The 25,616-nt window shown below is 70.3% G+C and carries 21 protein-coding genes and 1 pseudogene; 5 read left to right on the forward strand and 17 right to left on the reverse strand.

Annotated elements, in window-relative coordinates; all coding sequences use genetic code 11:
• Window positions 1–47 precede the first annotated feature (47 nt).
• The 6 genes from fxsT to AB0K35_RS16885 all read right to left on the reverse strand — a co-directional run bounded on the left by fxsT (window position 48) and on the right by AB0K35_RS16885 (window position 9,404).
• A complete protein-coding gene (gene fxsT / locus AB0K35_RS16860; RefSeq protein ID WP_238671815.1) occupies window positions 48–3,908 on the reverse strand; it encodes an FxSxx-COOH system tetratricopeptide repeat protein in 3,861 nt (1,286 codons plus the stop codon).
• Window positions 3,898–5,142 carry a TIR-like protein FxsC gene (locus tag AB0K35_RS16865; protein WP_238671814.1) on the reverse strand — a complete coding sequence of 415 codons (1,245 nt, stop codon included), beginning with the start codon at window positions 5,140–5,142 and terminating at the stop codon, window positions 3,898–3,900. Before AB0K35_RS16865 ends, fxsT begins: the two co-directional genes overlap by 11 nt.
• On the reverse strand, window positions 5,139–5,756 hold the full coding sequence (locus AB0K35_RS16870) for a TIR-like protein FxsC (RefSeq protein ID WP_363886060.1): 618 nt from the start codon (window positions 5,754–5,756) through the stop codon (window positions 5,139–5,141). The genes AB0K35_RS16865 and AB0K35_RS16870 overlap by 4 nt, the downstream gene beginning before the upstream one ends.
• Before the next feature lie 311 nt (window positions 5,757–6,067).
• Window positions 6,068–6,892 carry an AAC(3) family N-acetyltransferase gene (locus tag AB0K35_RS16875; protein WP_363886062.1) on the reverse strand — a complete coding sequence of 275 codons (825 nt, stop codon included), beginning with the start codon at window positions 6,890–6,892 and terminating at the stop codon, window positions 6,068–6,070.
• Entirely contained in the window at window positions 6,876–9,152 is a 2,277-nt protein-coding gene (locus AB0K35_RS16880; RefSeq protein WP_363886064.1) for an FxsB family cyclophane-forming radical SAM/SPASM peptide maturase, read from the reverse strand. Before AB0K35_RS16880 ends, AB0K35_RS16875 begins: the two co-directional genes overlap by 17 nt.
• Window positions 9,153–9,215: 63 nt before the next feature.
• Entirely contained in the window at window positions 9,216–9,404 is a 189-nt protein-coding gene (locus AB0K35_RS16885) for a hypothetical protein (RefSeq protein ID WP_238671810.1), read from the reverse strand.
• A gap of 139 nt (window positions 9,405–9,543) precedes the next feature.
• Here AB0K35_RS16885 and AB0K35_RS16890 point away from each other — a divergent pair, with 139 nt between their 5' ends.
• Window positions 9,544–9,792, forward strand: a complete 249-nt coding sequence (locus AB0K35_RS16890) for a DUF2277 family protein (protein WP_112676127.1) — start codon at window positions 9,544–9,546, stop codon at window positions 9,790–9,792.
• A 48-nt stretch (window positions 9,793–9,840) separates the two neighbouring features.
• Here the strand turns inward: AB0K35_RS16890 and AB0K35_RS16895 are convergent, their stop codons facing one another.
• A complete protein-coding gene (locus AB0K35_RS16895; protein ID WP_238671809.1) occupies window positions 9,841–10,320 on the reverse strand; it encodes a hypothetical protein in 480 nt (159 codons plus the stop codon).
• A gap of 230 nt (window positions 10,321–10,550) precedes the next feature.
• Entirely contained in the window at window positions 10,551–11,540 is a 990-nt protein-coding gene (selD, locus tag AB0K35_RS16900) for a selenide, water dikinase SelD (RefSeq protein WP_112586665.1), read from the reverse strand.
• 195 nt (window positions 11,541–11,735) lie between these two features.
• Between selD and AB0K35_RS16905 the strand changes: the two genes are divergently transcribed.
• From AB0K35_RS16905 to AB0K35_RS16920, 4 genes are all read left to right on the forward strand, one after another.
• Window positions 11,736–12,491, forward strand: a complete 756-nt coding sequence (locus AB0K35_RS16905) for an amino acid ABC transporter ATP-binding protein (RefSeq protein ID WP_238671807.1) — start codon at window positions 11,736–11,738, stop codon at window positions 12,489–12,491.
• 57 nt (window positions 12,492–12,548) lie between these two features.
• Entirely contained in the window at window positions 12,549–13,484 is a 936-nt protein-coding gene (locus AB0K35_RS16910; protein WP_238671806.1) for a glutamate ABC transporter substrate-binding protein, read from the forward strand.
• A gap of 79 nt (window positions 13,485–13,563) precedes the next feature.
• A complete protein-coding gene (locus AB0K35_RS16915) occupies window positions 13,564–14,220 on the forward strand; it encodes an amino acid ABC transporter permease (RefSeq protein ID WP_363886069.1) in 657 nt (218 codons plus the stop codon).
• A gap of 34 nt (window positions 14,221–14,254) precedes the next feature.
• Complete coding sequence (locus tag AB0K35_RS16920; protein ID WP_363886071.1) at window positions 14,255–15,136, forward strand: amino acid ABC transporter permease; 882 nt, start codon at window positions 14,255–14,257, stop codon at window positions 15,134–15,136.
• Window positions 15,137–15,630: 494 nt separating this feature from the next.
• Here AB0K35_RS16920 and AB0K35_RS16925 read toward each other — a convergent pair.
• From AB0K35_RS16925 to AB0K35_RS16965, 9 genes and pseudogenes are all read right to left on the reverse strand, one after another.
• Window positions 15,631–16,102, reverse strand: a pseudogene (locus AB0K35_RS16925) (hypothetical protein); the annotation flags it as partial.
• Between the two features lie 925 nt (window positions 16,103–17,027).
• Window positions 17,028–18,794, reverse strand: a complete 1,767-nt coding sequence (gene rny, locus AB0K35_RS16930; RefSeq protein ID WP_357362532.1) for a ribonuclease Y — start codon at window positions 18,792–18,794, stop codon at window positions 17,028–17,030.
• A gap of 554 nt (window positions 18,795–19,348) precedes the next feature.
• Window positions 19,349–20,053 (reverse strand): 3-keto-5-aminohexanoate cleavage protein, encoded by a 705-nt coding sequence (locus tag AB0K35_RS16935; RefSeq protein ID WP_363886073.1) that lies wholly within the window; start codon window positions 20,051–20,053, stop codon window positions 19,349–19,351.
• A 37-nt stretch (window positions 20,054–20,090) separates the two neighbouring features.
• On the reverse strand, window positions 20,091–20,789 hold the full coding sequence (locus AB0K35_RS16940) for a regulatory protein RecX (protein WP_238671801.1): 699 nt from the start codon (window positions 20,787–20,789) through the stop codon (window positions 20,091–20,093).
• Window positions 20,790–20,803: 14 nt separating this feature from the next.
• Window positions 20,804–21,850 (reverse strand): recombinase RecA, encoded by a 1,047-nt coding sequence (gene recA, locus AB0K35_RS16945; protein ID WP_007456801.1) that lies wholly within the window; start codon window positions 21,848–21,850, stop codon window positions 20,804–20,806.
• Window positions 21,851–22,034: 184 nt separating this feature from the next.
• A complete protein-coding gene (locus tag AB0K35_RS16950; protein WP_030489422.1) occupies window positions 22,035–22,235 on the reverse strand; it encodes a DUF3046 domain-containing protein in 201 nt (66 codons plus the stop codon).
• A 5-nt stretch (window positions 22,236–22,240) separates the two neighbouring features.
• Window positions 22,241–23,632, reverse strand: a complete 1,392-nt coding sequence (locus AB0K35_RS16955; protein ID WP_363886076.1) for an MFS transporter — start codon at window positions 23,630–23,632, stop codon at window positions 22,241–22,243.
• A gap of 166 nt (window positions 23,633–23,798) precedes the next feature.
• Window positions 23,799–24,392: a hypothetical protein gene (locus AB0K35_RS16960; protein ID WP_363886079.1), complete on the reverse strand. Its 594-nt coding sequence runs from the start codon at window positions 24,390–24,392 to the stop codon at window positions 23,799–23,801.
• A 132-nt stretch (window positions 24,393–24,524) separates the two neighbouring features.
• Window positions 24,525–25,229 (reverse strand): UdgX family uracil-DNA binding protein, encoded by a 705-nt coding sequence (locus tag AB0K35_RS16965; RefSeq protein ID WP_363886082.1) that lies wholly within the window; start codon window positions 25,227–25,229, stop codon window positions 24,525–24,527.
• Window positions 25,230–25,616: the final 387 nt, after the last annotated feature.

The raw sequence follows: 25,616 nt of genomic DNA on the forward strand, positions 1-25,616 counted from the left end.
GCATGCTCCGTGGGGACGCGGTGGGCCCGGCCTGGTGTCGTACGGGCTCAGAACGGATGAGGGTCGATGATCCGGGCGACCAGGCGCCCGTCCCGCAGCGCCCGCACGCCCGGGTGGTCGGCCCCGACGACCTCGCCCAACGAGACGACCGGGGCGGCCGTCGGCGGCCGGTCGCCCACGTTCTCGCGCACGACGAGCGCCAGGTTCGCCTGGCACCGCAGGGCGTCCGGATGGCGGGAACCGGACGCGGCCAGCCAACGCTCGGCGGTTGCGCGGAGGTGATCGAGCGCGGCGTCCCGGTCCCCCTCCTCGGCGAGGCAGATCCCGAGGTTCTCCTCAGCGGCGAGGGTGTGCGGGTGGTCCGGGCCGAGCACCTCGCGCAGGGCAACGGCCGCCCGTTCGGCAGTCGCGCGAGCCTCGGCAACCCGGCCCACGGCCCGCTGCGCCACGGCGAGGTTGCTGAACGCACCGAGGGTGTGCGGATGGGTGGCCCCTAGCCGCTGCTCGTAGATCCTTGCCACCTGCGTCGCCTCGGCCACCGCGCGTTCGGTCTCGCCGAGTGCCAGCAGATTCGCGACCAGCGCCGCCTGGCAGATCAACGTTTCGGGATTGTCCCGCCCGAACTTCTCCTCGAGCACCGGGTACGCCGCGTCGAGCAGTGCGGCTGCCTCCGCCAACTGGCCCGCGCTCCGCAGCGACACCGCGAGACTGACCTGAGCGTTCAGCGTGTCCCCCGCCTCGCTGCCGATCTCCTTCAGGCTGGCGAGTTGTTCGTGCACCGTGCGCAGCATCTTGGCCGAGTTGGCGTACTCACCGGCCTCCCGCAGGTCGCGTGCCAACTGGGCGGCCGAGTGCACTGTGTACGGATGTTCCGGGCCGAGCACCTGCCGGCGGAGCTGGAACACCGCCTCGTCCCGACGGCGCGCCGAGCGGAAGTCGCCCACCAGGCGATAGGAGTGTGCGAGGTTGTTGGCCGCGAAGAGCGTGCGTGGATGGTATTCGCCGAACTCCTCACTCCACGCGTCGTAGGTTTCCTGATCACGCTCGATCGCGTCGGTGTAGCGGCCGAGGGCGCGCAGATCGGCACCCAGGCTGCCGGCGGTCATCAGGGTGTGCGAATGCCTGTCACCCAGCAGCGCCCGTTGCGCTTCGTGAGTCTCCTGGTCCAGTTTGTGGGCCTCGACGTAGTGGGCGAGCGCCCGCAGCACGTTCGCACGGTTGAAGCGCAGGTGCAGCAACTGCCGACGCAACGTGGCGAGTTCCTCGGTGCCGTAGAGGCGATCCCGCCGCTTCGACCAGACCGCGTCGACCTCCTTGGCGAACGCGTTCGCCGCGTCGAGTTCTCCCTGACGCCAGAGATACCGCACCCGGTCGATCATCAGCTCCCGGACCGACTCGTCCTTGCTGCCCATCGCGCCCGAGGCCTCGATGTGCGGCCAGAGCCTGCGGAACCTGTCCCAGGTACGCGGATCGTCGGCGTCACCGCCAGGCCACGCCTTGCCCAGCACCAGGTGCGCCCGGTGTCGGGTGTCGGCGATCTCGTCCGGGGTCATTCCGCCCCGGACCACCGCCTGGAGCAACCGGTGCACCAGGATCCGTTGCTCGGACATGTTCATCGTGAGGAGCGCCGACCGGTTGATCCGCTGGACCAGCCGCCCGATCATCATGGGCTCCGACACGGCGGGATCGAACGGCGCCAACGTCTTCACCATCTCGTCGTTGTAGAGCAGACCCAGGTCTATCTCGGGGGCCAGCACCGAGCAGAGCTGCAACAGCCGGTAGGCCGCCGGGAACTGGGCGCGCAGCCGCGCCAACGAAAGATCCCAGGTGGCCTCCACGGAGAGGGCGCTGGGACCTTGCCGCTCGATCTGCTCCAGGTACGCGTCGACCGAGGTACCGGTGTCCGCCAGGTAGGCGCCGGCGGTGGCCACCGCCACCGCCAGGTCCCCGAGCGCGTCGGCGATCCGGTCCGCCTCCTGCTCGGTGAGGGTGGGCACCCGACGTTGCAGGTGGGCGACGCTCTCCTTACGGGCGAAGACGTCGACCTGGATCAGCGTGGCCCGCTCCCCCCAACCCTGGTTGCGCGAGGTGAGCAACACGTGCCCGCCGCGCGGCAGGAATCGCTTGAACGGGTCGATCTCCTCGGCGTTGTCGATCACCAACAGCCACCGCCCGGGCTCACCCCGCCCCAACGCCTCCAGCACCGCGCGTGCGTTGTCCGCCTGGTCCGGGTTGCCACCGACGCCGAGCCGGTCGGCGAAGGCCGCCAGCGACTTCTCCACGTCGGCGCCGATCGACTCCGTAGCGCCAGCGGAAATCCACAGCACCGCGTCGTAGGCGGACTTGAACCGATGCGCGTATTCCAGGGCCAGCTCGGTCTTGCCGACCCCACCCATCCCCTGCAATGCGACCGGCACGGCAACCGGTCCGGTCAGGCGTCGGCGCAGGAGGGCCAGCTCATTCTCCCGTCCGGTGAACCGCGCGTTGCGGTTCGGGGCCTCGAAGACGGCCGGCTCGGCGGCCGGGAAACGCAGGCCGCCGTCCACCTGGCCCTCGAGGCGGAGCGGTAACGGGCCCCCCACCAGCCGCAGTAGCCGCTCAGCGGCGGTCGCCGCGGTGATGTTGGCCAGTTGGGTCGAGGAGGCCACCGCGAACTCCGCGAGTGGCCGCAGATCGCTCACGTAGACCGCGAGCGGAGTGGTGTCGACGGTCGGGTCCCGCGGAGGCAACGCGGCGGGGGGCAGGGCCACGTAGGCAGGGGAGAGAATGGTCAGCGTACGGGCCGGCGGGCGGGCGCCGCTCTCGATCGGCTGGGTTCCGTCGACGACGCGAATCTGCGCCGAGCTGAGCACTTTCTCGATCCACTCCGCCCAGACCGCGTCCTCCGGTGCGTAGCGGAGCATGAGGTCGTCGCCGGGGAGCTTGTGGCGACGCCGGAAGCGGGCCTTCTCCCGCTCGCGCACCGACTCGTCCATCGGCGGCATCGCGTGCACCTCGCCGTTGGTCAACTGCGCGGTCAGCGTCTCGAACGCCGCCAGCAGCGATGTGGGCGAGCCCGGCGTGTCGCCGAAGGTCGCCAACGTCTCCTCGTACGCGTAGAAGGGCCGGTACGGCACCTCCACCGCCGCCCAGTAGCGGCGCCGATCCTCCTCCGTCATCCCGGTGGGCAGACCGGCGAAGCGGTGCATCGCGAGGGCACGCCCGGCGTCGGCTTTCTCCTTCTCCGCCTGGTCGACCCGCATCGGCACCGGCAGGATCCGAATGCCGCGGCGCGAGGGGTGCACGGCGACGGTTCTGGCGACCTGAGCGGCACCCTCGATGCCCTGGTCGCTGAGGGTGAAGCAGTCGACAAGGGTGTCCGGTAGGTGCAGGGTGCAGATGTCGGCGACGTCGCTGAGCCCCGTCCGGCTGTCGATCAAGGTGTAGTCGTACTCGCGCTTCATGTCCTCGCGGAGGGCCTCGAAGAACTGCGCACCGCCCAACCGGTGGTAGAAGGTGTCCCAGTCCAGCCCGTTCACCGAAACGGCGTAATCGTCGTTCTGCCGGCCAGCGGAGAGGAAGTTCAACCCGCCGCCGCCGGGAAACTCCCAGGCCAGGGAGAAGGCGTACCGGTTGACCCGGGCGAACTGCTCCACCCAGCCCTCCGGCCGTACCGCCTCGCGGATGGTCTCCGACTCGTAGTCCCGGATCAGGTCGACGACCCCGGCCGTGCCGCCGATCGTCGACACGTCCAGGAAGGGGTGGAAGAAGCGGTGCAGCCCTGGCGATTCCAGGTCCCAGTCGGTGACCAGCACCCGCTTGCCGTTGGCAGCGAGGATCCACGCGACGTTGGCCAGCGCCATCGTCCGGCCCGTTCCGCCCTTGAACGAGTAGAAGGTGACTATCTGACCGTCGCGCTCAGTGCTCATCGGGCATCTCCGGGGCTTCGAACGATGACGGGGTCGGGTTGCGAAGGCTGGGCGGCCGGGTAACAGGCCCCGGTGCCGGGAACACCGCGCCGTGCTTCAGGTAGAGCCGCCGGGCCTCGGTCACCACTGTCGGCATCAGACCCGCGAACTCGTCCGTCCGCCCGACCCACCGCGCTCGCGTCGCGCCCGCGTCCTGCAGCACGCCCAGGACCAGCCGCGCCAGGTCGGCGCCGCGGTGCGCGTCGCGCGGGTCGTCGGCGTCGGTCACCACGAGCGGTACCACCCACGGCGGCAGTGCCCGCGCGGCGGCGCGCAGAGCGGGTACACCGCCGGAAAGCTCGGTGAACCACGGGTCGATCAGAAGGGCGCCGGGGCGGATCTCGAGCAGGTCCCCGGCGTCGGCGAAGTCACTCGTGTGCACCGACAGTCCGAGCCGCTCGGCGATGCTCGCGGCGTACTCGGCCACCGGAAGCTCCTGCCGGGCCCCGAAGGGACGCCAGAGCCGGCTGCGCTCCGCGTACCAGGACGCCTCCCGACCCTCGGGCGGCCGGTCCCGGGTGGGTGCCAGCACCGTCACCACGAAGTCCGGGTTGGCCGCGATCCGCCGCGACACGTCGAGCGTCGGCGCCCGGGACGGACGCAGCCAGACGCGTTGGGTGGGCTCCACGATCCGCCGGGCCAGCCGCCCGAGCAGGATCTGGTACGGCTGCTGGTACGCGCCGAGCATGCAGAGCGCACGCATGCCGTTCTCGGCGTACTCGGGCACGTCCCGACCCAGATCCAGCGCCGCGTCGAGTTCGGGATGCTCCTCCCAACTGGGCACCGGGATCCAGAGGACCGGCACCACGTGGTCGGCCGGCACGACCTGGGACGCCGACTCCCCGGCCGCGCGGAGCAGCCGAGTCAGGAAGGACTCCTGCTCGCCCAGCGCCCATGATCTGCTGAAGTAGCCCGGCGAGTAGAGCGGCACGAACACCTGGGCTGCGCCGATGGCGTCCGCCAGGGCCGCCTTCACGTCGGCGCCCGGTGGGATGGACTGGTCGATGAAACCGATCTCCACGCCCGGCCGCGGGGACACCAGCCGACCCACCTCCGCCGACAGATCCGCAAAGAACCGGTCGACCCAGACGTCGGTGTCGGTGCGGGCACCCAGCAGCGGCGCCGAATGCGCGTAACTCAGGAAGAAGTAGGTCTGGCGAGTCGGCGCCCGCCCCTCGGCGGTGAGCGGCGTCATGCGGCTGCCTCCTCGGTGAAGAGCGTGCGCAGCTCATCGATGCCCGCGGGCACCAGCGGGTGGACGTGATAGGCCCGATGGATCGCCACCACCCGCTGGGCGAGACGCCACACCACCGCGCGGTACGCCTGCTCCCGTTGCATGGTCAGCAAGCCGTAGACCCCTTCCTGCTCGTACTGGCGCGCGACGGTGTTGTCATCAGGTAACGCGGTCGGCGAGAACCGTTGGATGGCACGAATGCTCGGCGGCAGCGACGCCTCGGTGGTCGGTGACCAGTTGACGGGCACGATCGCCGTCTCGTGCGCGGAGCTGCCCGGGACGCGTGGTTCGATCTGACGCCGCGCGAAGGCATGCCATTCCATGGCACACCAGGTGCTGCTGATGAACGAGCTGGACACCAACGGAATGAACACCTGGCAGGTCCCGGCGGCGCGCAACAACTCGGGGGTCCAACGCTCACCGCCGCCCAGTGAGCTGTCCATGAATCCGGGGTCGACCCCGGTCGGCAGGCCGACCAGCTCGCTGACATGGGTGGAGAGGTCGTCGAAGAACCGCGAGAGGTATTCCTGGGGGGTGTTACCGGCGCGCCGGATCTGCGGACGTGAATAGCTCACGAAGAACAGCGGGGTTCGCGTATCAGCGACTACTACCGCTTCGCTCACCGTCGTTCCTCCGCCGTCCGGAAAGCGACCGGAGTTTCAGCCTAAGGCGTTCGTCAATGCCGAGGGCAGAGCCGGTTGCCGCCTCGTCACTCTACGACGAAGGCCACTGTGGCGGGTATCGGCAGCACGCCGCACGGGTCTCTGCCGAGTCCGAGGAATCGGACGAGACCGCTGGTGTCGTACATCCGACCAATTGGCGGCTGTGCGCCCAGGTAAGGGTCCAGGGCAGGCTCTGCGGCGCTCAGCGGTGCCGCCCTCCTGGTTCACCGGCGCACCGCAAGACGGTGCACGTTGAACCAGTCGATCGCGAAGTCCACGGTGGCACGCACTGGCAGCAGGCGCGCGCTCGCCCGCCCCACCCGACCGTGCCGCACCAACGGCGTCTCGTCGAGCGTGGCACCCACCGCCGGGAAGTCCCGGTCGTCCAGGTCGAGAGCCCGGAAGTCGAGGCGGACCCGCCGCCCGTCGACAAGCCGGAAGCACTGGTAGTCGCGCAGGGGCGGCGGCACCGGAAGCCGGTACTCAGCCAGGTGCAGGGCAGTGCACGCCTCGTAGCCGAGGCCGAGCAGCAGGATCTGCCCGTCCGCCGCGTAGAGCTCGCCCATCGGTGAGCGTTCTCCCAGGTGGCAGGTGAGGTCATGGTTGTCGGTGAGCTGCCGGGCCTGCGGGCCGAGCGCGGCGAACGAAGTCTGGGGGTGGTCGCTACGCACGGCACCGGGGGCACACCGGACGTACTCGGCGAGCGCCCCCATCCGCTGCGACGGGGTGGTCCGGCGGTCCCAGCCCGGCAGCGCCGCCTCGTACCGCTCGCGCTGCGCACGGTCCATCCTGGCGGTTGCCGCCAGGTGGGCCCGGGAGGTGGTCGAGTTGCCGTCGGTCTGGGTGGGCACCAGGAGCGTGCCAGCCGGGCCGAGGACGTCCCGCAGGGCACCGGCGAGGGTCGCCGGGCCGTGCGTCAACGGGCCTACCCGGCGCAGGGCACAGTGCACCAGCAGGCACGCACCAGGGCGGACGCCCAATGCCCGCAGATCATCGGCGAGGCGGAGACGGCCCAGTGTGGACGGCTCGCGCTCAGCCGGACCCTGCACGGGTTTCCTCCAGTGCGTGGCGCAGCTGGCCGACGAACCGCTCACCGGCCGCGGTGAGCGACCGGCTGGCCAGCAGCGCGTCCGCACCGTCCCGGGTCCACGCCAGGAACTGGGCCGCGTTCGCCGACGCGTCGCCAGGGTCGGCGGCCGCCCGGGACTGCCAGACCTGGGTGATGGCGAGGTGGGCGTAGACGCCCTGCAGGACGCCCTCCGGTGGCCGCGGGTCGGGGCGCCACGGCACCCGGATCTGGGCGCCCTGGCCCGGTTCGACAAGGTCGTACAGGTCGAGAACCGCCCCCAGCTTCGCGTGCTGCCACTCGTGCACGAGCAGCACCGCCATCGTCTCCGGGTCGGAGTGGGGGGTGACGGCGACAGCGCCGAACGCGTGCCGGGCGGTGGCACTTCGCAGGGGTCGCGCCGGGTCGGGCGCCAGTGGAACGACGGCACGCAGGCCGCCGTCGAGCGCCGCCGCGTGCGCCGGCACGTCCCGGTGCACGACCCGCCAGGCCTCGGCCAGGGTACGGCCCAACGCGCGTGCCGCCGGACCGTCCATGCGGGACTGGACCGGCTGGCCGTAGCAGTCGCGGTACGGGTCACCGTCCTCAAGGAGCAGCCGGCCACCGGGCACCGGCACGTCGCGGGTCGGAAACCATCCGGTCGACGGCGGCGCCATCGGATCGAGGAGCACCGTCTGCTCGACCGACCCACCCCGGACCCGGAACTCGCCGGGTCGGACGGTCACCTCGGCGCTCTCCCCCAGACCGGGCAGCACCAGGCTGCCGAGCGCGGGAAACGTGATCGTGTCGGCCTGTACCGGGACGTGCAACGCGGCCGGGACGCCGGCCCGCAGCGCCGCGGCGATGGCCAGCGCCGGCAGTGGGTCGACTGCCGCGCCGAGGCCGGGCGGGGCCGGCGAGTGAAGGCGACGCACCAGCCCCGGCCGGACGAAGGGGTGCGCCAGGATCGCGCGGACCGCCTCCGACGCCGACTGGTCGAGGTGCACGAGCAGTTCCCAGGCGGGCGTGCTGCCGGATCCGTCCCGGGAGGCCGCCAGCAGCGCCCGGGTGATGGAGAGCTGGGTGGCGGCGAGCAGCGCGAGCGTCGACGCAGACCCGTGCCCGGTCGCCAGGTCGTCCAGCAACTCGTCGACGGGCGAGGTGGTCGACCCGTCGGCCGGGACCGTTGGGGTGGGCGGCGGGTAGGCGTCCACCGTGTCGATCAGGCGCAGCAGGTCGGCGCAGTACACCGAGGGGTTGTCGAAGCCGGAGCCGGTCCGCCACCGGTGCGCGTACAGGCCACCGCCGCACCTGTCGACCACCCGGCAGGCCCGACAGGTCGCGCAGAGCCCGGCCACGCCGTCCTGCCGTACCGCGACCCCGGGGTGCCGCGTGACCTCGTCCACCGAGTGGTCGAACACGTCGAAACCGGTGCCGGCCGCGCCGTGGTACGCGGTCTTCAGTGAGTCGACCTGCTCCCAGGTCCCGTCCGCCTCGACGACCAGGACATCGGCTGGTGCGAGGCCGAACGCCTCGGTGCCGCTGCCACCCGGGCGCAGCGCCTCGAACATCCGGATCGACATCGGCCGACCGTCGTCCACCCACCGCCGGTGAATCCGCCCCAGCCAGTCCGCGTACGGGGTGGGCTCGGGGCCTGGACGCTCCGGCGGATGGTCCCAGGTGGCGTGGGGCAGCAACAGGTCGACGCGGGGCGGGCTCTCGGCCAGCAGCGCCTCGTACACCAGGTCGGGATCGTTGCGGACGTCGATCGTGCAGAGGATGCCGGCGTAGCTGGCGCGGTGCTCCGGCCGACGGAGCAGGGCCAGCGCCCGCCGGACGTGGTCGTGGCTGCTCCCGCCGTGGGCGAAGACCCGGTGGCGGTCATTTGCGGCCCGGTCGCCGTCGAAGGACACACCGACCCGCACGTCGAACTCGACGAACAACCGGCACAGTTCCTCGTCGAGCAGCACGCCGTTGGTCTGCATGCGCAGGTCGAGTCGCGTCCACTGGGTGATCGCCGCGCGCAGTTCGGCCATCACCTCCCGTAATCCCGCGGCCCCCAGCAGCAACGGCTCACCTCCGTGCAGCACCACGTGCACGACCGGCAACTCGTGCTCGCGGGCATGCTCGGCGATCCGCTGTGCGACCGCCCGAACCGTGGCCAGCGGCATCCGCACCGGTCGACCACGCCAGGTCTGGTCGGCGTGCTGGTAGACGTAGCAGTGGTCGCAGCTGAGGTCGCACCGGCTGTGAACCTTCAGCACGAACTGGCTGATCCGTCGGCATGACCCGCCCGCTGCGGAGGGACCGCACCGACAGCCCGCCATTCAGATGGCCGAGTTGAAGGCGGCCACGGGCACCGTGCCGGAGGGCACCAGCTCATCCGCGACGACATGCCGCCGGACCGCCTCGACCAGATCAGCGTGCGTGACGGCGAGCAGGTCCAGCGGGGTGTCCAGGCTCCGTGTGAAGTCGGCCAGGCCCGGACGGGATGGGCGGGTGGATGCGTTGTCCACAATGATTCTCCGGGTCCCGCGGACACGCCACGGGAGGTGTGATGGACGGCCCGAGGGCCCTGACGCGCCACCAGAATAGGCAACAGCCCCAACGATGTCATCGTTGGTCAAGTAGCGCACCAACCGAGGAGGAACTCACATGTGCCGGAGCATCAAGACACTGCGTGAGCCGTTCACCCCGCAGGTGACCGACGCGGACGTCGAGGCGGCAGCGTTGCAGTACGTCCGGAAGATCTCTGGTTTCCGGGCGCCCGCCGCGCACAACGCTGCCGCGTTCGACGCCGCAGTGGCAGCAGTGGCCGAGGCGACGCGCACCCTGCTCGACCAACTGGTGGTGCGGGGCGCCGGATCGGGCACCACCGACCGGTCGGCCACCGCCGCCAGCTGATCGTCGCTGACCGGCACGGCACCCGGCCGGGCCTGACCCTGGAGAGGGTCAGGCCGCGGCGAGCGCCGGAGCGACAGTGTCGGGTGCCCAGCGTGAGCGGTGGCACTGCGACCAGCCCCGGCAACCCGGGTCACCCAGCGAGCAGAGCCGCAGCCTGCTGAACACCTCACCGTCCTCGGTGTCCCGCACGTCGAAGTGCACCGGACGGACCGTGCCGTCCGGAGCGACGAGCAGGTGCCGGCCCGCGTCGAGCGTGTCGTCGCGCAACAGGCAGTTGCGGCCCAGCAATCGGGCCAGTGCGGCGATGCTCGCGTGCTCGGAAAGCTCCTCGGGCACTCCGTAGCAGTCCACCACCGTCGCGAATTCGCCCGGCGCCTGCCAGACGTCACACACCACCGCGTACGCCGGCAGCCGCGCCGGGTCGGCCACCGCCAGCGGCATCACCACCCGACCAAGCGCCTCCGCCAGCGCCGGGTAGACCTCCACGGGTTGAGCCCCGTCGATTCTCCAGTTCCACAGCTCGGTCATTCCGCCTCCTCGCTGCGTTCGTCCCCACCGGCCTCCGGATCGGGCCTTACACACGATGGTGGGGGGCATTTGACCCCAGCCGGGCGCAAGTTACCGGTCTGTGACCATTCCGGGCAAAATTTCCCTGAGCGGCATTGCTCGGAGTAGCGGGAAGGTGACAGTTTATCGGGTACCGTGCGCCATCCCCACCACCGCCACCGCGTGTCCCGCCGCCTGTCGGCCGCCCCCGGTCAGCGCAGGACGACCAGGTGCTCCCCGCGGGGCAGCAGCTCGCCCACCACCGGAGCGCCGGGCACCTCGCCGGCGACCAGCAGGCCACCGGAGGTCTGCGCGTCGGCCAGCAGCAGCCGCTCCGCCTCGTCCGCCGCGCCGAAGTCTGTCCACGGGGTCACCCACTCCAGGTTGCGTCGGCTGCCACCGCTGACGAACCCGTCGCGCAGCGCCTCCCGGGCGCCGGCCAGATAGGGCACCCGGGCGGTGTCGATGGCCACAGTGACCTGGCTGGCCCGGGCCAGCTTCGAGGCGTGCCCGAGCAGCCCGAACCCGGTCACGTCGGTGCCGCACCGAATGCCGGCGGCGACCGCCGCGTGGGCGGCCTCCCGATTGAGCGCGCTCATCGTGGCCACCGCCTCCGGGAAGCTCTCCCCGGTCGCCTTGTGCCGGGTGTTCAGCACACCCACCCCGAGCGGTTTGGTCAGCGACAACGGCACCCCGGCCCGTCCGGCGTCGAGAGTGATCAGCTCCTCCGGCCGGACCGTGCCGGTGACCGCGAGACCGTACTTCGGGCCGTCGTCGTCCACGCTGTGCCCGCCGGCCAGGTGACAGCCGGCCTCCCGCGCCACGTCCTGGCCGCCGCGCAGCACCTCACGGGCCAGCTCCAGCGGCAGCACGTCCCGAGGCCAGCAGAGCAGGTTGAGCGCCACCAGCGGGGTGCCGCCCATCGCGTACACGTCGGAGAGCGCGTTGGCCGCGGCGATCCGACCCCAGTCATAGGCGTCGTCGACCACCGGGGTGAAGAAGTCGGCGGTGCTGACCAGGCCGGTGCGCTCGTCAAGGCGCACCACCGCCGCGTCGTCGCCGTGGTCCAGCCCGACCAGCAACTCGGCAGTGCCGGTCGCCGGGCCGAGACCGGCAACCATGATCTCCAGCTCGCCCGGGGGAATCTTGCAGGCGCAGCCACCGCCGCGGGCGTACTTGGTCAACCGTACGGGTTCGGTCATCCACCCATGATCGCGACAACGCGCCACGATCACCACCGTCACGACCCATCCGGTGACCAAAATCGGACGCACCCGAACGATCGTGACCGGTGTTACCGCTCCGTGACCCGCTGGGTTGCGTTCTGCCACATCAGGCCGCCTACAGTGGCCGCACCGGGGGTCAACCGACCCCGATCCGGGAGACGACAGGGGACGGTGGACGACGTGACGACGGGCGAACCGCTCATCGTGCTGGACGCGGTCAACAAGTGGTTCGGGCCGCTGCACGTGCTGGACGACGTCTCACTGTCGGTGGGTCGGGGCGAGGTGGTCGTGGTGATCGGCCCGTCCGGCTCCGGCAAGTCGACGCTGTGCCGCGCGATCAACCGACTGGAACCGATCAACTCGGGCACCATCACCTTCGACGGTCAGCCGCTGCCGGCCGAGGGCAAGCCCCTCGCGAAGCTGCGCAGCGAGGTGGGCATGGTGTTCCAGTCCTTCAACCTCTTCGCGCACAAGACCATCCTGGAGAACGTCACCCTCGGCCCGATCAAGGTCCGCAAGGAGAAGCCGGCCGCCGCCCGCGAGCGCGGCCTGGCCCTGCTCGACCGGGTCGGCATCGCCAACCAGGCGGACAAGTTCCCGGCCCAGCTCTCCGGCGGCCAGCAGCAGCGGGCGGCCATCGCCCGGGCGCTGGCCATGCAGCCCAAGGCGATGCTCTTCGACGAGCCGACCAGCGCGCTGGACCCGGAGATGGTCGGCGAGGTGCTCGACGTGATGACGTCGCTGGCCAGCGACGGCATGACGATGGTCGTGGTGACCCACGAGATGGGCTTCGCCCGGCACGCGGCCAACCGGGTCATCTTCATGGCCGACGGCAAGCTCGTCGAGGACGCCTCCCCGGCGGAGTTCTTCGACAACCCACGCAGCGATCGGGCGAAGGACTTCCTCTCCAAGATCCTCACGCACTAGGCGTCCGTAGTGGAGCGTGCCGCACCTCGGTGGGCTCCGTTGAAGAAGGAGAAGAGTATGCGTATGAAGAGCGTGGCGGCGGTCGCCATGATGGCCTCCCTCGCCCTGTCGGCCGCCGCGTGCGGCAAGGAGGGTGAGCCGACCCCGAGCGCGGGCGGCAGTGCCTCCGGTGCCGCCCAAGGGGACAACTGCAAGAGCTCCGGCGCGACCTTCACCCCGAAGACGGACGCCGCCGTCGCTGGCAGCCCGACCTTCGAGAAGATCAAGGCGGCCGGCAAGGTCTCCATCGGCGTCAAGTTCGACCAGCCGAACCTCGGCTACAAGGACGCCCAGGGCAAGCGGTGCGGCTTCGACATCGAGATCGCCCAGTACGTGGCGAGCACGCTGGGCATCGACCCGGCGAAGATCGAGTACAAGGAGATCGCGTCGGCCAACCGGGAGACCGCGATCAAGGGTGGTGAGGTCGACTACTACGTCGGCACCTACTCGATCACCGACAAGCGCAAGAACGACATCTCGTTCGCTGGCCCGTACTTCGTTGCCGGCCAGGACCTGCTGGTCCGTAAGGACGAGTCGTCGATCACCGGCAAGGACACCCTCAAGGGCAAGAAGGTCTGCTCGGCCACCGGCTCGACCCCGATCCAGAAGATCCGCGACGAGGGTCTGACCGAGCCGGACAACATCGTCGAGTTCAAGACCTACTCCGAGTGCGTCTCGCAGTTGCTCGACAAGAAGGTCGACGCCGTCACCACCGACGACGCCATCCTCAAGGGCTACGCGGCGCAGAGTCCGACCGAGCTGAAGGTGGTCGGCCAGCCGTTCAGCACCGAGAAGTACGGCATCGGCCTGCCCAAGGACGACAAGGCGCTGCGCGACTACGTCAACAACCAGATCGAGGCGTCGTTCAGCAACGGCACCTGGCAGAAGATCTACGACGGCACGCTCGGCCTGTCCGGCTCGGCGGGCACCCCGCCCGCCCTCGAGCGGTACTGACCGACCGGCTCGAAACGAGTTGCGGCGCCGGGCGGGGCTCGTCCCCGTCCGGCGCCCGTCCGAGGACTGAGAGCGAGGCATGGGCGAGTTCTTCCGCGTACTGACGGACAACGGGCAACTGTTCGTTGACGGATTCACCAACACCGTCAAACTTTTCCTGATCGCCGCGGTCGGCAGCCTCGTCCTCGGCACGCTGCTCGGCGCGATGCGGGTCTCCCCCGTGCCAGCGCTGCGCGCGTTCGGCGCCACGTACGTCAACCTGGTGCGCAACACCCCTCTGACGCTGGTCTTCGCGTTCCTCGTGTTCGCGGTGCCGAAGCTCGACGTCAACATCGAGTACTTCTCCAGCGCTGCCGTCGCGCTGACCGTCTACACCTCCGCCTTCGTGTGCGAGGTGATCCGCTCCGGCGTGAACACCGTCGCCGCGGGGCAGGCCGAGGCGGCCCGCGCGCTGGGCATGACCTTCGGTCAGGTGCTCACCCTCATCGTGCTGCCACAGGCGCTGCGGGCGATGGTCCCGCCGATGATGAGCGTGTTCATCGCGATGCTGAAGAACACCACGATCGCCGCCGGCTTCTCGGTGCTGGAGGCCGGCGCGATCCCCGCGTACATGGCCGAACGAGGCGAGCCGCAGTTCGCCGTCCTGCTCTGGATCACCATCGGCTTCCTGATCTTGATCCTGCCGCTGGTGGCGTTGCAGCGGTTCCTGGAGCGCAAGTGGAGGGTCGCCCGATGAACGAGCATGGGAACCCCACGGTCGCGAACGGAAGGTGGCTGAGTTGAGCCAGGCGTCGATCCTCTACGACCTGCCCGGCCCTCGGGCCAAGCGGCGTAACGCGATCCTGGGCGTCGCCTCCACGGTCGGCATCATCGCTCTCATCGCCTTCATCGGCTACAAGTTCGCCGACACCGGTCAGTTCGAGGCCCGCAAGTGGGAGCAGTTCCAGTACGCCTCGGTGCAACGCGAACTGCTCGGGGGCCTGGGGGCAACGCTCAAGGCGGCCGGCATCGCCGCAGTCCTGGCGCTGATCTTCGGCGCGTTCTTCGCCAGTGCCCGACTGAGCGACAAGTGGTACCTGCGTAGCCCGGCGACCTTCGTGGTCGAGCTGTTCCGGGCGATCCCGCTGCTCATCCTGATCTTCTTCGGGTACTACGTTCCGTTGCAGTACGGCTGGTCGATCGACAAGCTGTGGGCGCTGGTCATCGGGCTGATGCTCTACAACGGCTCGGTGCTCGCGGAGATCTTCCGGGCCGGCATCAACGCGGTGCCGTACGGGCAGACCGAGGGCGCGTACGCGATCGGTATGCGGAAGAACCAGGTGCTGCGGCTGATCCTGCTGCCGCAGGCCGTCCGCTCGATGCTCCCGGCGATTGTCAGTCAGCTCGTCGTGCTACTCAAGGACACCGCGCTCGGCTTCATCATCACGTACCCCGAGCTGCTCTTCGTGGGTAAGCAGATCGGCGGCCGGTTGCCGTTCGGGCTGCCGTACGTGCCGACGTACCTGATCGTGGCGGCGATCTACATCGCCATCTGCGGCGCGCTGTCGGCCCTGGCCTGGTGGTTGCAGAAGCGGATGGGCCGCAGCCGGCGGACGGCGGCGAAGGTGCTGCCCGCCCAGAACGCCGGCGAGGACGCCGCCCGGATGATCTGACCGGCCCACCGTACGCGTGATCGACTCGAGGTTCTCAATATCGGGGTGCTCCGTCCTTGGGGGCACCCCGATATTGCTGATTCGTGGTGATCAGGCTGGTCAGCTGGCGATCCCGGTGACCTCGGGACCTCGGGACCTCGGGACCTCGGGACCTCGGGACCTCGGGACCCCGGGACCCCGGGACCTCGGGACCCCGGGGAGGTCACTTCCTATTCGATCTACTTGGTCAGGTCGCGGGAGAGCACGGCCGCCCCGATGTCGTCCACGTCGGACACCCGGATCTTCCGGGCGGCCCGCATTACGACGTCCACGATGAATACTTCCCGTGCATCCGAAGACTTGTCACGGCCACTGAGCCTTCCCGAGTAACGGTTGGTGGCGTTGTGTGATCACGTCGTGCGGCCGTGGTCGATGTGGAGCAGGACCAGGGCTGCGGCGGTGATCCGGCCGATGCTCCAGGGACACGGCCACCCGTCCGGAGCAGTGCTGTTCTACACGTTCCCCCCGTGGTTGTCGTGCTTGCCCGACTGCCACAGATCCACCCCTGGCGTCGGCCCGGTGGCGCGGCGCCGATCGGTCTCGATCAGTGTGGCCGTCGATGCTGACGTGGGCGTAGCCAGCCATCTTCGCGGCCAGCAACACCGAGTGCAGACCGGGCGCCTGGGCGGCGAGCACGGTGAGGCCCTCAAGCAGGTACGCGCACCCGGTCGGCCGGCTGATCGTGTTGTCCTTGGCCAGTTGCGAGATGCGGGTGCCGTCGACCATCCACCGGATCACCAGGGCAGCCTGCTTGAAACAGCCCAACGACCGGGTCCCGGCGCGGGTGGCCAGCCGCTGCCCTTCGACGTGCGGAAGGCCGGACAGGAACGAGACGGTCGCCTCGCGTACGGGCAGGATGGCGGTGTATATGAATTCGCAGCGACGCAGAACCTCGATGACGGTGATCCCGGGAAGGACTACCTTCATAGCGAGGTTCTGCGTCTTTTCATTGCACCGCGACAGATCCGGCCGCGTCTGGACCGCCAACCACGTCGGCCACTCCAAGAAAGGTGATGACTACGTGTTGATACAGGGAGTCGCGAAACCTTCCCTGGTAGTCATTCCGAGGGTCGCAGCGAATGCCTGGTTGCAGTACTTCCGACCATTAGAGCCAGCAGTGCTTACACTCGAAATGCACGACTTGCCTCTTCCGCATCCAGTCTCATGCGTTGTCACAATTCCGCCGACCTGGGCGGTCGCGATTCTGGCGCGACTGGTGTAGCCAAGTTGCTCACCCGAACATGTGACCCTAGTAGAGGCCTCGATGTAGCCGTTCCACGTTTGGCCGATCCAGGCCCAGCCGGCGCATTTACCGGTATCGAGCGGTGAAACCTCCACCGAGAAGTTCGAGGAAGCTTGAACGCGATAATCTGGGTCGGCGGCCGCCCCGGCCGCCAGCGCGGGGGAAGCCGGGACCATCATTAGAACAGTAGCCGCGAAAATTGCCGAGAGCAGCGGACGGAGGCGCCGAAAATTGCTCTTGTGAATTTTCATCCTGCAACCCTATGTGCAATATTTATTGCCGTCAAGGGCAGCGACGATGTGACTGTCTCGGTGAAAAGCTTGCCGAGCCGACTCCTTGCAGGTCAGGCGAGTTTCACGAGTCTTGAAAATCGATGAGGCCGGGGCCTGAGGTGCGACAGCATTTAACCAAGGCCCAATGCGTCGACCAGGAGACCGACCTATTCTGTTTCCCCCTCCACGATTCTGCTCAGGCTGCACCGCCGCCCATGCCGCACCCCGCAAGTGCGGGAGATCCTCGTCCTGCACCACATCCGACAATCGCCACGCGCCGTAGAAACCGCGCAGTCTCAGATGCGCCCGGTGAACCGTCGTCGACACAGCGAAGCGGTCAGCGGGCGATCTCGGTGACCCGGGACTCGCGGACCACTGTGACCCGGATCTGACCCGGGTAGGTCAGCTCCTCCTCGATCTGCTTGGCCACGTCGCGGGCCAGCACTGCCGCCCCGATGTCGTCGACGTCGTCCGGCTTGACCATCACCCGGATCTCGCGGCCGGCCTGCATGGCGAAGACCTTGTCCACGCCGAGCTTGCCGGCGGCGATCTCCTCGATCCGCTCCAGCCGCTTGACGTACGCCTCCAGGCTCTCCCGGCGCGCGCCCGGCCGCCCACCCGAGCAGGCGTCGGAAGCCTGGGTGAGCACGGCCTCGATGGTCTGCGGGGGCACCTCGTTGTGGTGCGCCTCGATGGCGTGCACCACGTCCTCGTGCTCGCCGTACTTGCGGGCCAGGTCCGCGCCGATGATGGCGTGGCTGCCCTCCACCTCGTGGGTGAGCGCCTTGCCGATGTCGTGCAGGAACGCCGACCGTTTGATGATGGGCACGTCCAACCGCAGCTCGGCGGCCATGATGCCGGCGATGTGGGCGGTCTCGACCAGGTGCTTGAGCACGTTCTGCCCGTACGAGGTGCGGTAGCGCAGCCGGCCGAGCAGGGTCACCAGCTCCGGGTGGATCTCGGTGATCCCGACCTCGACCAGGGCGTCCTCGGCGGCGCGGAGGCAGAGCTGCTCCACCTCCTGCCGAGCCAGGTCGTAGACCTCCTCGATCCGGTGCGGGTGGATGCGCCCGTCCAGGACCAGCTTCTCCAGGGTCACCCGGCCCACCTCGCGACGGACCGGGTCGAAGCAGGAGAGCAGCACCGCCTCGGGGGTGTCGTCGATGATCAGGTTGACGCCGGTCACCGACTCGAAGGCGCGGATGTTGCGTCCCTCCCGGCCGATGATCCGCCCCTTCATCTCGTCACCGGGCAGGTGCAGGACGCTGACCACGCTCTCCGCGGTCTGTTCGCTGGCGACCCGCTGGATCGCGTCCACCACTATGTGCCGGGCCCGCTGCTCGGCGGTGTTGCGCGCGTCGGACTCGATGTCCCGCACGAGCAGCGCCGCTTCCCGCTTGGCAGACGTCTCGATGGCCTCGACCAGCTCCAGTCGGGCGGAGTCGGCGGTGAGCCCGGCGACCCGCTCCAGCTCCCGGCGGCGCAGCTCCTCCGACTCGGTCAGCTCGGCCTCCCGCTGGGCGAGCGCGGCCTCCCGGCCGGCGAGGGCGGCCTTCGCGGCGGTGAGCTGCCGCTCCCGCTCGGCGAACCGCTCCACCTCCTCGGTGTGCATCCGCTCCCGCTCGTCCATCCGAGCGGCCCGACGTTCCACCTCGGCGGCCTGCTCCCGGGTGGTGGCGGCGAGCACCGCGACCTCCCGCTCGCCGCTGCGCCGGGCTGCCGTCCGCAACTGTTCGGCGTCCGCCTCGGCCTGCTTGTGGGCGCGTTCCAGAACGGTGTCCGCCTCGGCCCGGGCGTCGTCGAGGACCCGACGTGCCTCGGCGCGGGCTGCCTTCGCCTCGGCCTTCGCCGCCGCCGCCTCGGTACGGGCCGCTGCGGCCGCTGACTTCGCCACGTCGATGGTGCTGTTCGCCTCGTCGGCCGCGGTCCGCAGGGCGGCGAGGGACTGCTCCTGGCGGTCCTTCTCGGCGATGAAGGCGGGATCCTCCGGAGCCGGCGCGGCGCCCACCCGGCGCAGTGTCCGGATGCCGACCAGCACGGCCCCGATCACCACCACCGCGAGGACGAGGACGGCCGCGAGGAGCACGACGTCGAACGCGTTCATGCCGGGACCCCGTCGGGTCTACCGATGAACCTGTGCCGCCGCCCCGCCATGGCCGCCTCCCCTAACGTCGAGACCGCAGCGACCGTGCCGGGGGCACACTCCTGCGGCTGTGGACGCCCGACCGGAGCGGCTGGCCGTGGGTAGCTTTCTCCGCCGGCGGTGCCCGTGGGCAGCGTCGGCGACCGGGTGCAGTTGTCGCAGCGTTCCGGACCGGCCAGTCCGGATCTGCCGCCAAAGGCCGCGGAGTCGGCCAAAGTGATGCTGTTCTGTTACGCGATCTATGTTGTGCGCTTAGCCTGCGCTGGTCGGGCAATGTGAGCCTGTATGGCGAGGCTAGGTCGCCGGGGGTGCTCTGGTCAAGGACTCATGATCAAACCCCCCGAACGGAGAGAAGTTGAACCGTCACCGCGTGCTGATATCACGCCGGACAGGAAGGGACAAACTCCGCGAGGTGTGCCGCCCCCTGGACGTGTCGGGCCTGCTCAGCGCCGTTCAGGTGGCTGTCAGCCACTGCGACGACCGAGCAAGGTGTGACTGATCCGTCTCACCAGAGGTCAGCTGGCTCCGACCGCCACCGCCGCCGCGACCAGCGCCGCGTTGTCCGCGGCGGGTGAGCCGTCCGGCAGACACAGAGTGTCCTCAAGCCCGATTCGGGTGCCCAGACCCCGGCGTACCGCCTCGGCGAGGACCGGCCAGGTCGCCGGACCCTCGCCGTGCAACAGCACCGACGGCGCGCCCGCCGGCAGCGCGGCGAGAATCCGGGAGGCGTCCGCCAACGCGACAGCCACGTCCTCGGCCATGCACTCGACCAGAACCCGCCCGGCCGGCACCCGCCACCGCCGGTACGCCGCTACCGCGTCGAGCGTCCACAGCCCCGCCTCGACGAGCACACCGCGCCCGTGCAGGGCGGCCGCGACCGCCTCGGCACCGGGCTCGTGCACGTTGACCGAAGCGAAGTCGGGCAGCACCGGCCAGGCCCGGACGGCGGCCACGCGGGCAGCCGGATCCGGCGTGATCCAGGCGCCGGTGCTCACCCCGACCGGCAGCCCCGGCCGAGCGGCACGGATCGCGGTCAGCGCGTCGGCGATCACCGCCGGCCGCAGCGACTCGGCGCCGGCCTCGTCCCGGGGATGGACGTGCACGGCCGCGACGCCGAGCGTCGCGCAGCGGGCCGCATCGGCGGCCAACTCCGCCGCCGTGAGCGGCACTGCCGGATGGGCCTCCCGGCCGCGCCCACCGTTCAGACATGCCTTCAACATCGGGCCCGCACCTCCATCGGGAGTCGCAGCGGACCGCTCACTCGACCAGACGGTTGTCGCGCTCCAACTCGCCCTCGGCGTCGGCGAGCGCATCGGCGTCGATCTGCTCGGCGAACTCGGCCGCCTCGGCGCTCTGCGCGGCGAGCGCGTCCTTCACCGCCCGGATGGCCACACCAGGCGGGTAGCCCTTGCGGGCCAGCATGCCCACCAGCCGGCGGAAGACCGCGTCCGGCTCGCCCCGGGCCGTGCGCAGCTTGCGCTCCACCAGGCCACGGGCGGTGTCCGCCTCGGTCTCCTCGTCCAGCTCATCCAACGCCTCGGTGGCCACCTCGCCGTCCACGCCCTTGCGGCGCAGCTCGTTGGCGAGCGCCCGGCGAGCGAGGCCGCGCCCGGCGTGCCGACTGGACACCCAGGCCCGGGCGAACGCGGCGTCGTCGATGATGCCGACCTCGTCATACCGGTCGAGCACCTCGGCCGAGACCTCCTCGGAGATGCCCCGCTTGGCCAACGCCCCGGCCAGCTCGGCCCGGGTGCGGGGCCGGACGGCAAGCTGGCGCAGGCAGATCTCGCGGGCCAACTCGGACTCGTCGCGCGGAGGGGCCGGAGACTCGACGGTGTCGGCCTCCTCGGACCGACCCCGGCGGCCTCGTCGAGGGCGGGGCGCATCGGTGGCGTCGCCCGTACGAGGCGGACTGGCATCCCAGCCCCGCCCCGTACGAGCGCGTCGTCCTGCCATGGGTCAGCGACCGGTCAGAAGTCGACCGGCGGCAGCTCCGGGCCACCGGCGGCGTCACCCGCGCCGACCCCGACGCCGAGCTTCTCCAGGATCTTCTTCTCGATCTCGGCGGCCACGTCCGGGTTTTCCTTCAGGAACTCCCGGGCCTTCTCCTTGCCCTGGCCGAGCTGGTCGCCGTCGTACGTGTACCACGCTCCGGACTTGCGGATGATCGCCTGCTCCACGCCGACGTCGATCAGCGAGCCCTCACGCGAGATGCCCTTGCCGTACATGATGTCGAACTCGGCCTGCTTGAACGGCGCGGCGACCTTGTTCTTCACGACCTTGACCCGGGTGCGGTTACCGACCACGTCGGTGCCGTCCTTGAGGCTCTCGATGCGTCGCACGTCGAGCCGGACCGAGGCGTAGAACTTCAGCGCCCGACCACCGGTGGTGGTCTCCGGGCTGCCGAACATGACGCCGATCTTTTCCCGCAGCTGGTTGATGAAGATCGCCGTGGTGCCGGTGTTGCTGAGCACACCGGTGATCTTCCGAAGCGCCTGGCTCATCAGCCGGGCCTGGAGGCCCACGTGGCTGTCGCCCATCTCGCCCTCGATCTCGGCGCGTGGCACCAGGGCCGCCACCGAGTCGATCACGATGATGTCCAGAGCGCCGGAGCGGATCAGCATGTCCGCGATCTCCAGCGCCTGCTCGCCGGTGTCCGGCTGGGAGACCAGCATCGCGTCGGTGTCGACGCCGAGGGCCTTCGCGTACTCCGGGTCGAGCGCGTGCTCGGCGTCGATGAAGGCGGCGATGCCGCCGTTGCGCTGGGCGTTGGCCACCGCGTGCAGTGCCACGGTGGTCTTACCGCTGGACTCGGGGCCGTAGATCTCGACCACCCGGCCACGGGGCAGGCCGCCAATGCCGAGGGCCACGTCGAGCGCGATGGAGCCGGTCGGAATGATTGCGGTCTGGACGACCGGCCGGTCACCCAGCCGCATCACCGAGCCCTTGCCGAATTGCTTGTCAATCTGAGCGAGAGCAAGGTCGAGTGCCTTCTCCCGGTCAGGCCCTGCTGCCATGGTTGCCACCCCTGCCTTCGCCGGCGTCTTTGCTGAGCTTCGCGTCACGCGGACACGCTAGGCGCTAGGTCCGACAGAAAACCAGCCGACGGGCCGCGAGCTGTGGACGAGCACCCCGCTGTGGACAATAGCCGAACAGGTGTACGACTAGACAAGCGACACGCGGAACCGGCGAAAAGGCTGCTCAGCGTAGTCGAGCGGGCACCCGGTCGGGGTACGCGGCACACACCGCCCGCCACACCACGTGCGTCTGCTCCCCCGATGCCAGGGCCTGCTCGATGGTCCGCCCGCCGAGCTGGGACAGCACCTGATCGCGGGCGATGCTGGCCGCATAGCCGGGCCCGAACGCCTCGTCCAGCCGCGTCCAGAAATCGGTCAGCCGCACAGTGATCAGCCCTCCTCGTCCGGTGCCCCGGTCGGCACCGGGCGCAACGCTAGCGCCACCAGGGGCACCGCCGCGACCGCCGCGAGCAGGGTGAGCACGGGATATCCGGCGAACTGCATGACAAACCCGCTGACCACTGCGGCGCCGGCCCCGGCCAACCCCATGATCAGGTCGGACAGCCCCTGGACGCTCGGCCGCACCTCCGCCGCCACCGACTCGGACAGCAGGGTCGAGCCGGCCACCATCGTCCCCGACCAGCCCAACCCGAGCAGAACCAGACCGACCGAGAGTCGAGGCGTGTGATGCCCGGCGGTGCCGGCGACAGCGCAGGCGGCCAGCAGCAGCCCGACCCCACCGAGGATCACCGCCCGTCGACCGAACCGGTCGGTGAGCCACCCGACCACCGGGGAGAACGCGTACATGCCGGCGATGTGCAGGCTCAGCACGATGCCGACCAGCCGCAACACGTCGGCGTCGGCGTGCGACTCACCGAGCCGGACCGGAGTCATCGCCATCACCGCCACCATCACCAGGTGACCCACCGCCACGGCGGCGATGCCGAGTCGGGCGGCGGGCTGTCCGCGTACCACCGACCAGGCCGCACGCATCCCGGCGCCGCGCGGCGCGCGGCGCGCGACCGGCACGGCGGCCGAGGTCGCGCCGCCACCTGCCGCCGGCGCCTCGGCCGCCACCGCTGTCGCCGTCGCGTCGGCGGCCGGCGGCACATCGGCGGCCGGTGCGTCGGCCGCCGCGAGCCGCCGCGCCGTGAGCAGCGGGTCGGGCCGGAGCAACCCGAGGAGTACGACGGCAGCCAGCACGAACGCTGCCGCGCTGAACGCGAACGGGCCGGCCAGCGGGGGCAACCCCCAGCCGGTGGTGACCCGGTCGGCCAGCGCGGCGAAGTTCGGCGCGGCCACCGCACCGATGGTGGTGGCCCAGACGATCAGGGAGAGCTGCCGCCCCCGGCGGGCCGGCTCGGCGAGATCCACCGCCGTGTAACGGGCCTGGAGATTCGCTGCGGTGCCCCCGCCGAAGAGCAGCATGCCGAGGAAGAGCAGCGGCACCCAGCGGGTGGCAGCGGCCAGCACCACCAGCAGGCCACCGACGGCGCCTACCGCGTACGCCAGCACCAGACCCGGCCGGCGGCCGTGCCGCGCCATGATGCGGGTGACCGGGACGGCGAGCAGCGCGGCGCCGACCACCCCGGCGCTCTGCGCGACACCGGCCACCGCGGTCCCGGCGATCCGGGCCGCGAGCAGCGCGCCCACGGCGATGCCGATGGTCACACCGACCCCGCCGATGATCTGGGTGGTGAAGAGCAGCCGCAGGGTACGCCGCTGGATCGACGCGACGTCGGGTCGGGCTGCGGTACGCGGCGCGGTCAGGTCGGTCGCCATCGGCGCTCCTGTCGGAAGGGGTGCCTCATCCTCGCGCACCCGCACCGACCAGCGGCAGTGGGTTTCGCCGGAACGGGGTCGCCCACACCCATGTGCCGGGTGAGCGGCGCTGTTGACCACCGTCAAGGACGTGTTCAGCGGGATCACGGCGGGCGGCTGAGCCGTTCTATCCAGGCGATCCTGGTGTTTCCGGTGGGTTGGGAGCGTCCAGCAGGGATGCCAGCCGACCGATCCGAGTCAGTGTGAGCGCGGCGACGGCCGCACTGACGGCGGCGACCACGCCGAAGATCACCGCGAAGCCCTCGTTGTCGGCGGCGAGCAGAGCCAGCAGGATCAGCCCGAGGGAGATGCCCAGGACGGACAGCAGCGCCGCCCAGGTGGCCCGCCGCTGCCCGGCGAGATAGCCGGGCAGGTCGGCCCGTACCGTGTCGTCCTCGGGCACGGCGCCGGTGCGCACTGCCTGGCGCAACGGGTACCCCTCGGGATCCTGCCGGGCCTCGCCCACCGCGCGCTGCCCCAGATAGATCGAGGGGCCGATCCAGACGGTGTTCAGAGCGGCGCCCAGTACGGCCTCGACAAGTGACTCCTGTCGGTCGAAGAGCCAGCGCAGCGGCAGCCCGATGAGCACCGTCATCGGCACCCAGTACACGGCCATGAGCTGCAAACCGGTCGCCCGCTCGAAGAACCGCCTCACTCCCCCGCGACGCCCGGCGGCCACTGCCGGCGCATCCGCACGACGCTCCACATTGTCTACGTCCATCGACCCCCGTTACCCACGCACGCGATCCGCGACGCACTGTCAATCTTGGACAGTTTCCGTCATCGGCTGACGGAAAGTGTCCAAGATCTGAACAGGTCACTGCGGCGCGCACTGCCGCTCGCGGGTCGCCGGTCAGCCGGGCAGGGCGCGGGTGACGACGGTGAGGTCGGCGACCAGGCCCTCGTACGCCTTGTCCTGGTCGTCGGCCCGCAGGACGGCGGACGGGTGGATGGTGGCCAGCAGCCGAGCCTGCGGCGCGTCGGCCCGCTTTCCGGCGTTGTCCACCGGCACCTGCTCGAAGTCCGCGGGGTGTTGGGCCGACTCCGGCCAGGGCAGCAGCTCGCCCCGCTGCCGGGTGACCCGGAAGGACGGGCCGAGCAGCGCCTTGGCGGCGGTAGCGCCGAGCACCACCACGATCTCCGGACGCAGCCGGGCGAACTCGGCGACCAACCAGGGACGGCAGGCGGTGATGTGCACCTGGTCCGGGGTCTGGTGGATCCGCCGCTTGCCACGCAGCTCAAAGCGGAAGTGTTTTACGGCATTGGTGAGGTATAGGTGACCCGGGTCCAGCCCGGCGTCGTCGACCGCGCGGCGCAGCAGGCGTCCGGCCGGGCCGACGAAGGGCAGCCCCTTCTGGTCCTCCATGTCGCCGGGCTGCTCGCCGACCAGCACCACGCGGGCGCTCTCGTCACCCCGGCCGAAGACCGTCTGCGAGGCGTCCCGGTACAGCTCGCAGCCCCGGCAGGCGCCGGCGGCGGTACGCAGGTCGTCGATGGTGTCGGCGTCGGGCGGGATGAACCGCTGGGCGCCCGGAGCACTCCCGGTCTGCTCGGCCATGCCGACTGTTATATACCCGTTCGATGCTCGCCGCCGGATACGCCCCGGCACCCCGGCCACGACGCGTCAGTACCCGTTTCCGCCTCCGTCGCCGCCGGACGCGATCGCGATCAGCACGATGATGACGATGATGATCGCCACCGCCACCGCGATCCAGATCCCCTTACGAGCCCCACCAGAAGCCATGTCCCCCACCTCCGGGCGCCCGCATACCCGTCCCCGCCGCCCCGAATCCCCGCGATCTTGCACTTTCTGCCCGGACCAATATGCACAGGTCCGACATTCGGCCAACACAAACTGCAAGATCGCGGGGGGCGAGGGGCGGGGGGCGGGGGATGCCAGTCCGGTCGTGTGTTGGAACTGCGCAGCTCCGGCGGCCAGGCCCGC

Source organism: Micromonospora sp. NPDC053740 (assembly GCF_040677775.1).
Classification (GTDB): domain Bacteria; phylum Actinomycetota; class Actinomycetes; order Mycobacteriales; family Micromonosporaceae; genus Micromonospora; species Micromonospora alfalfae.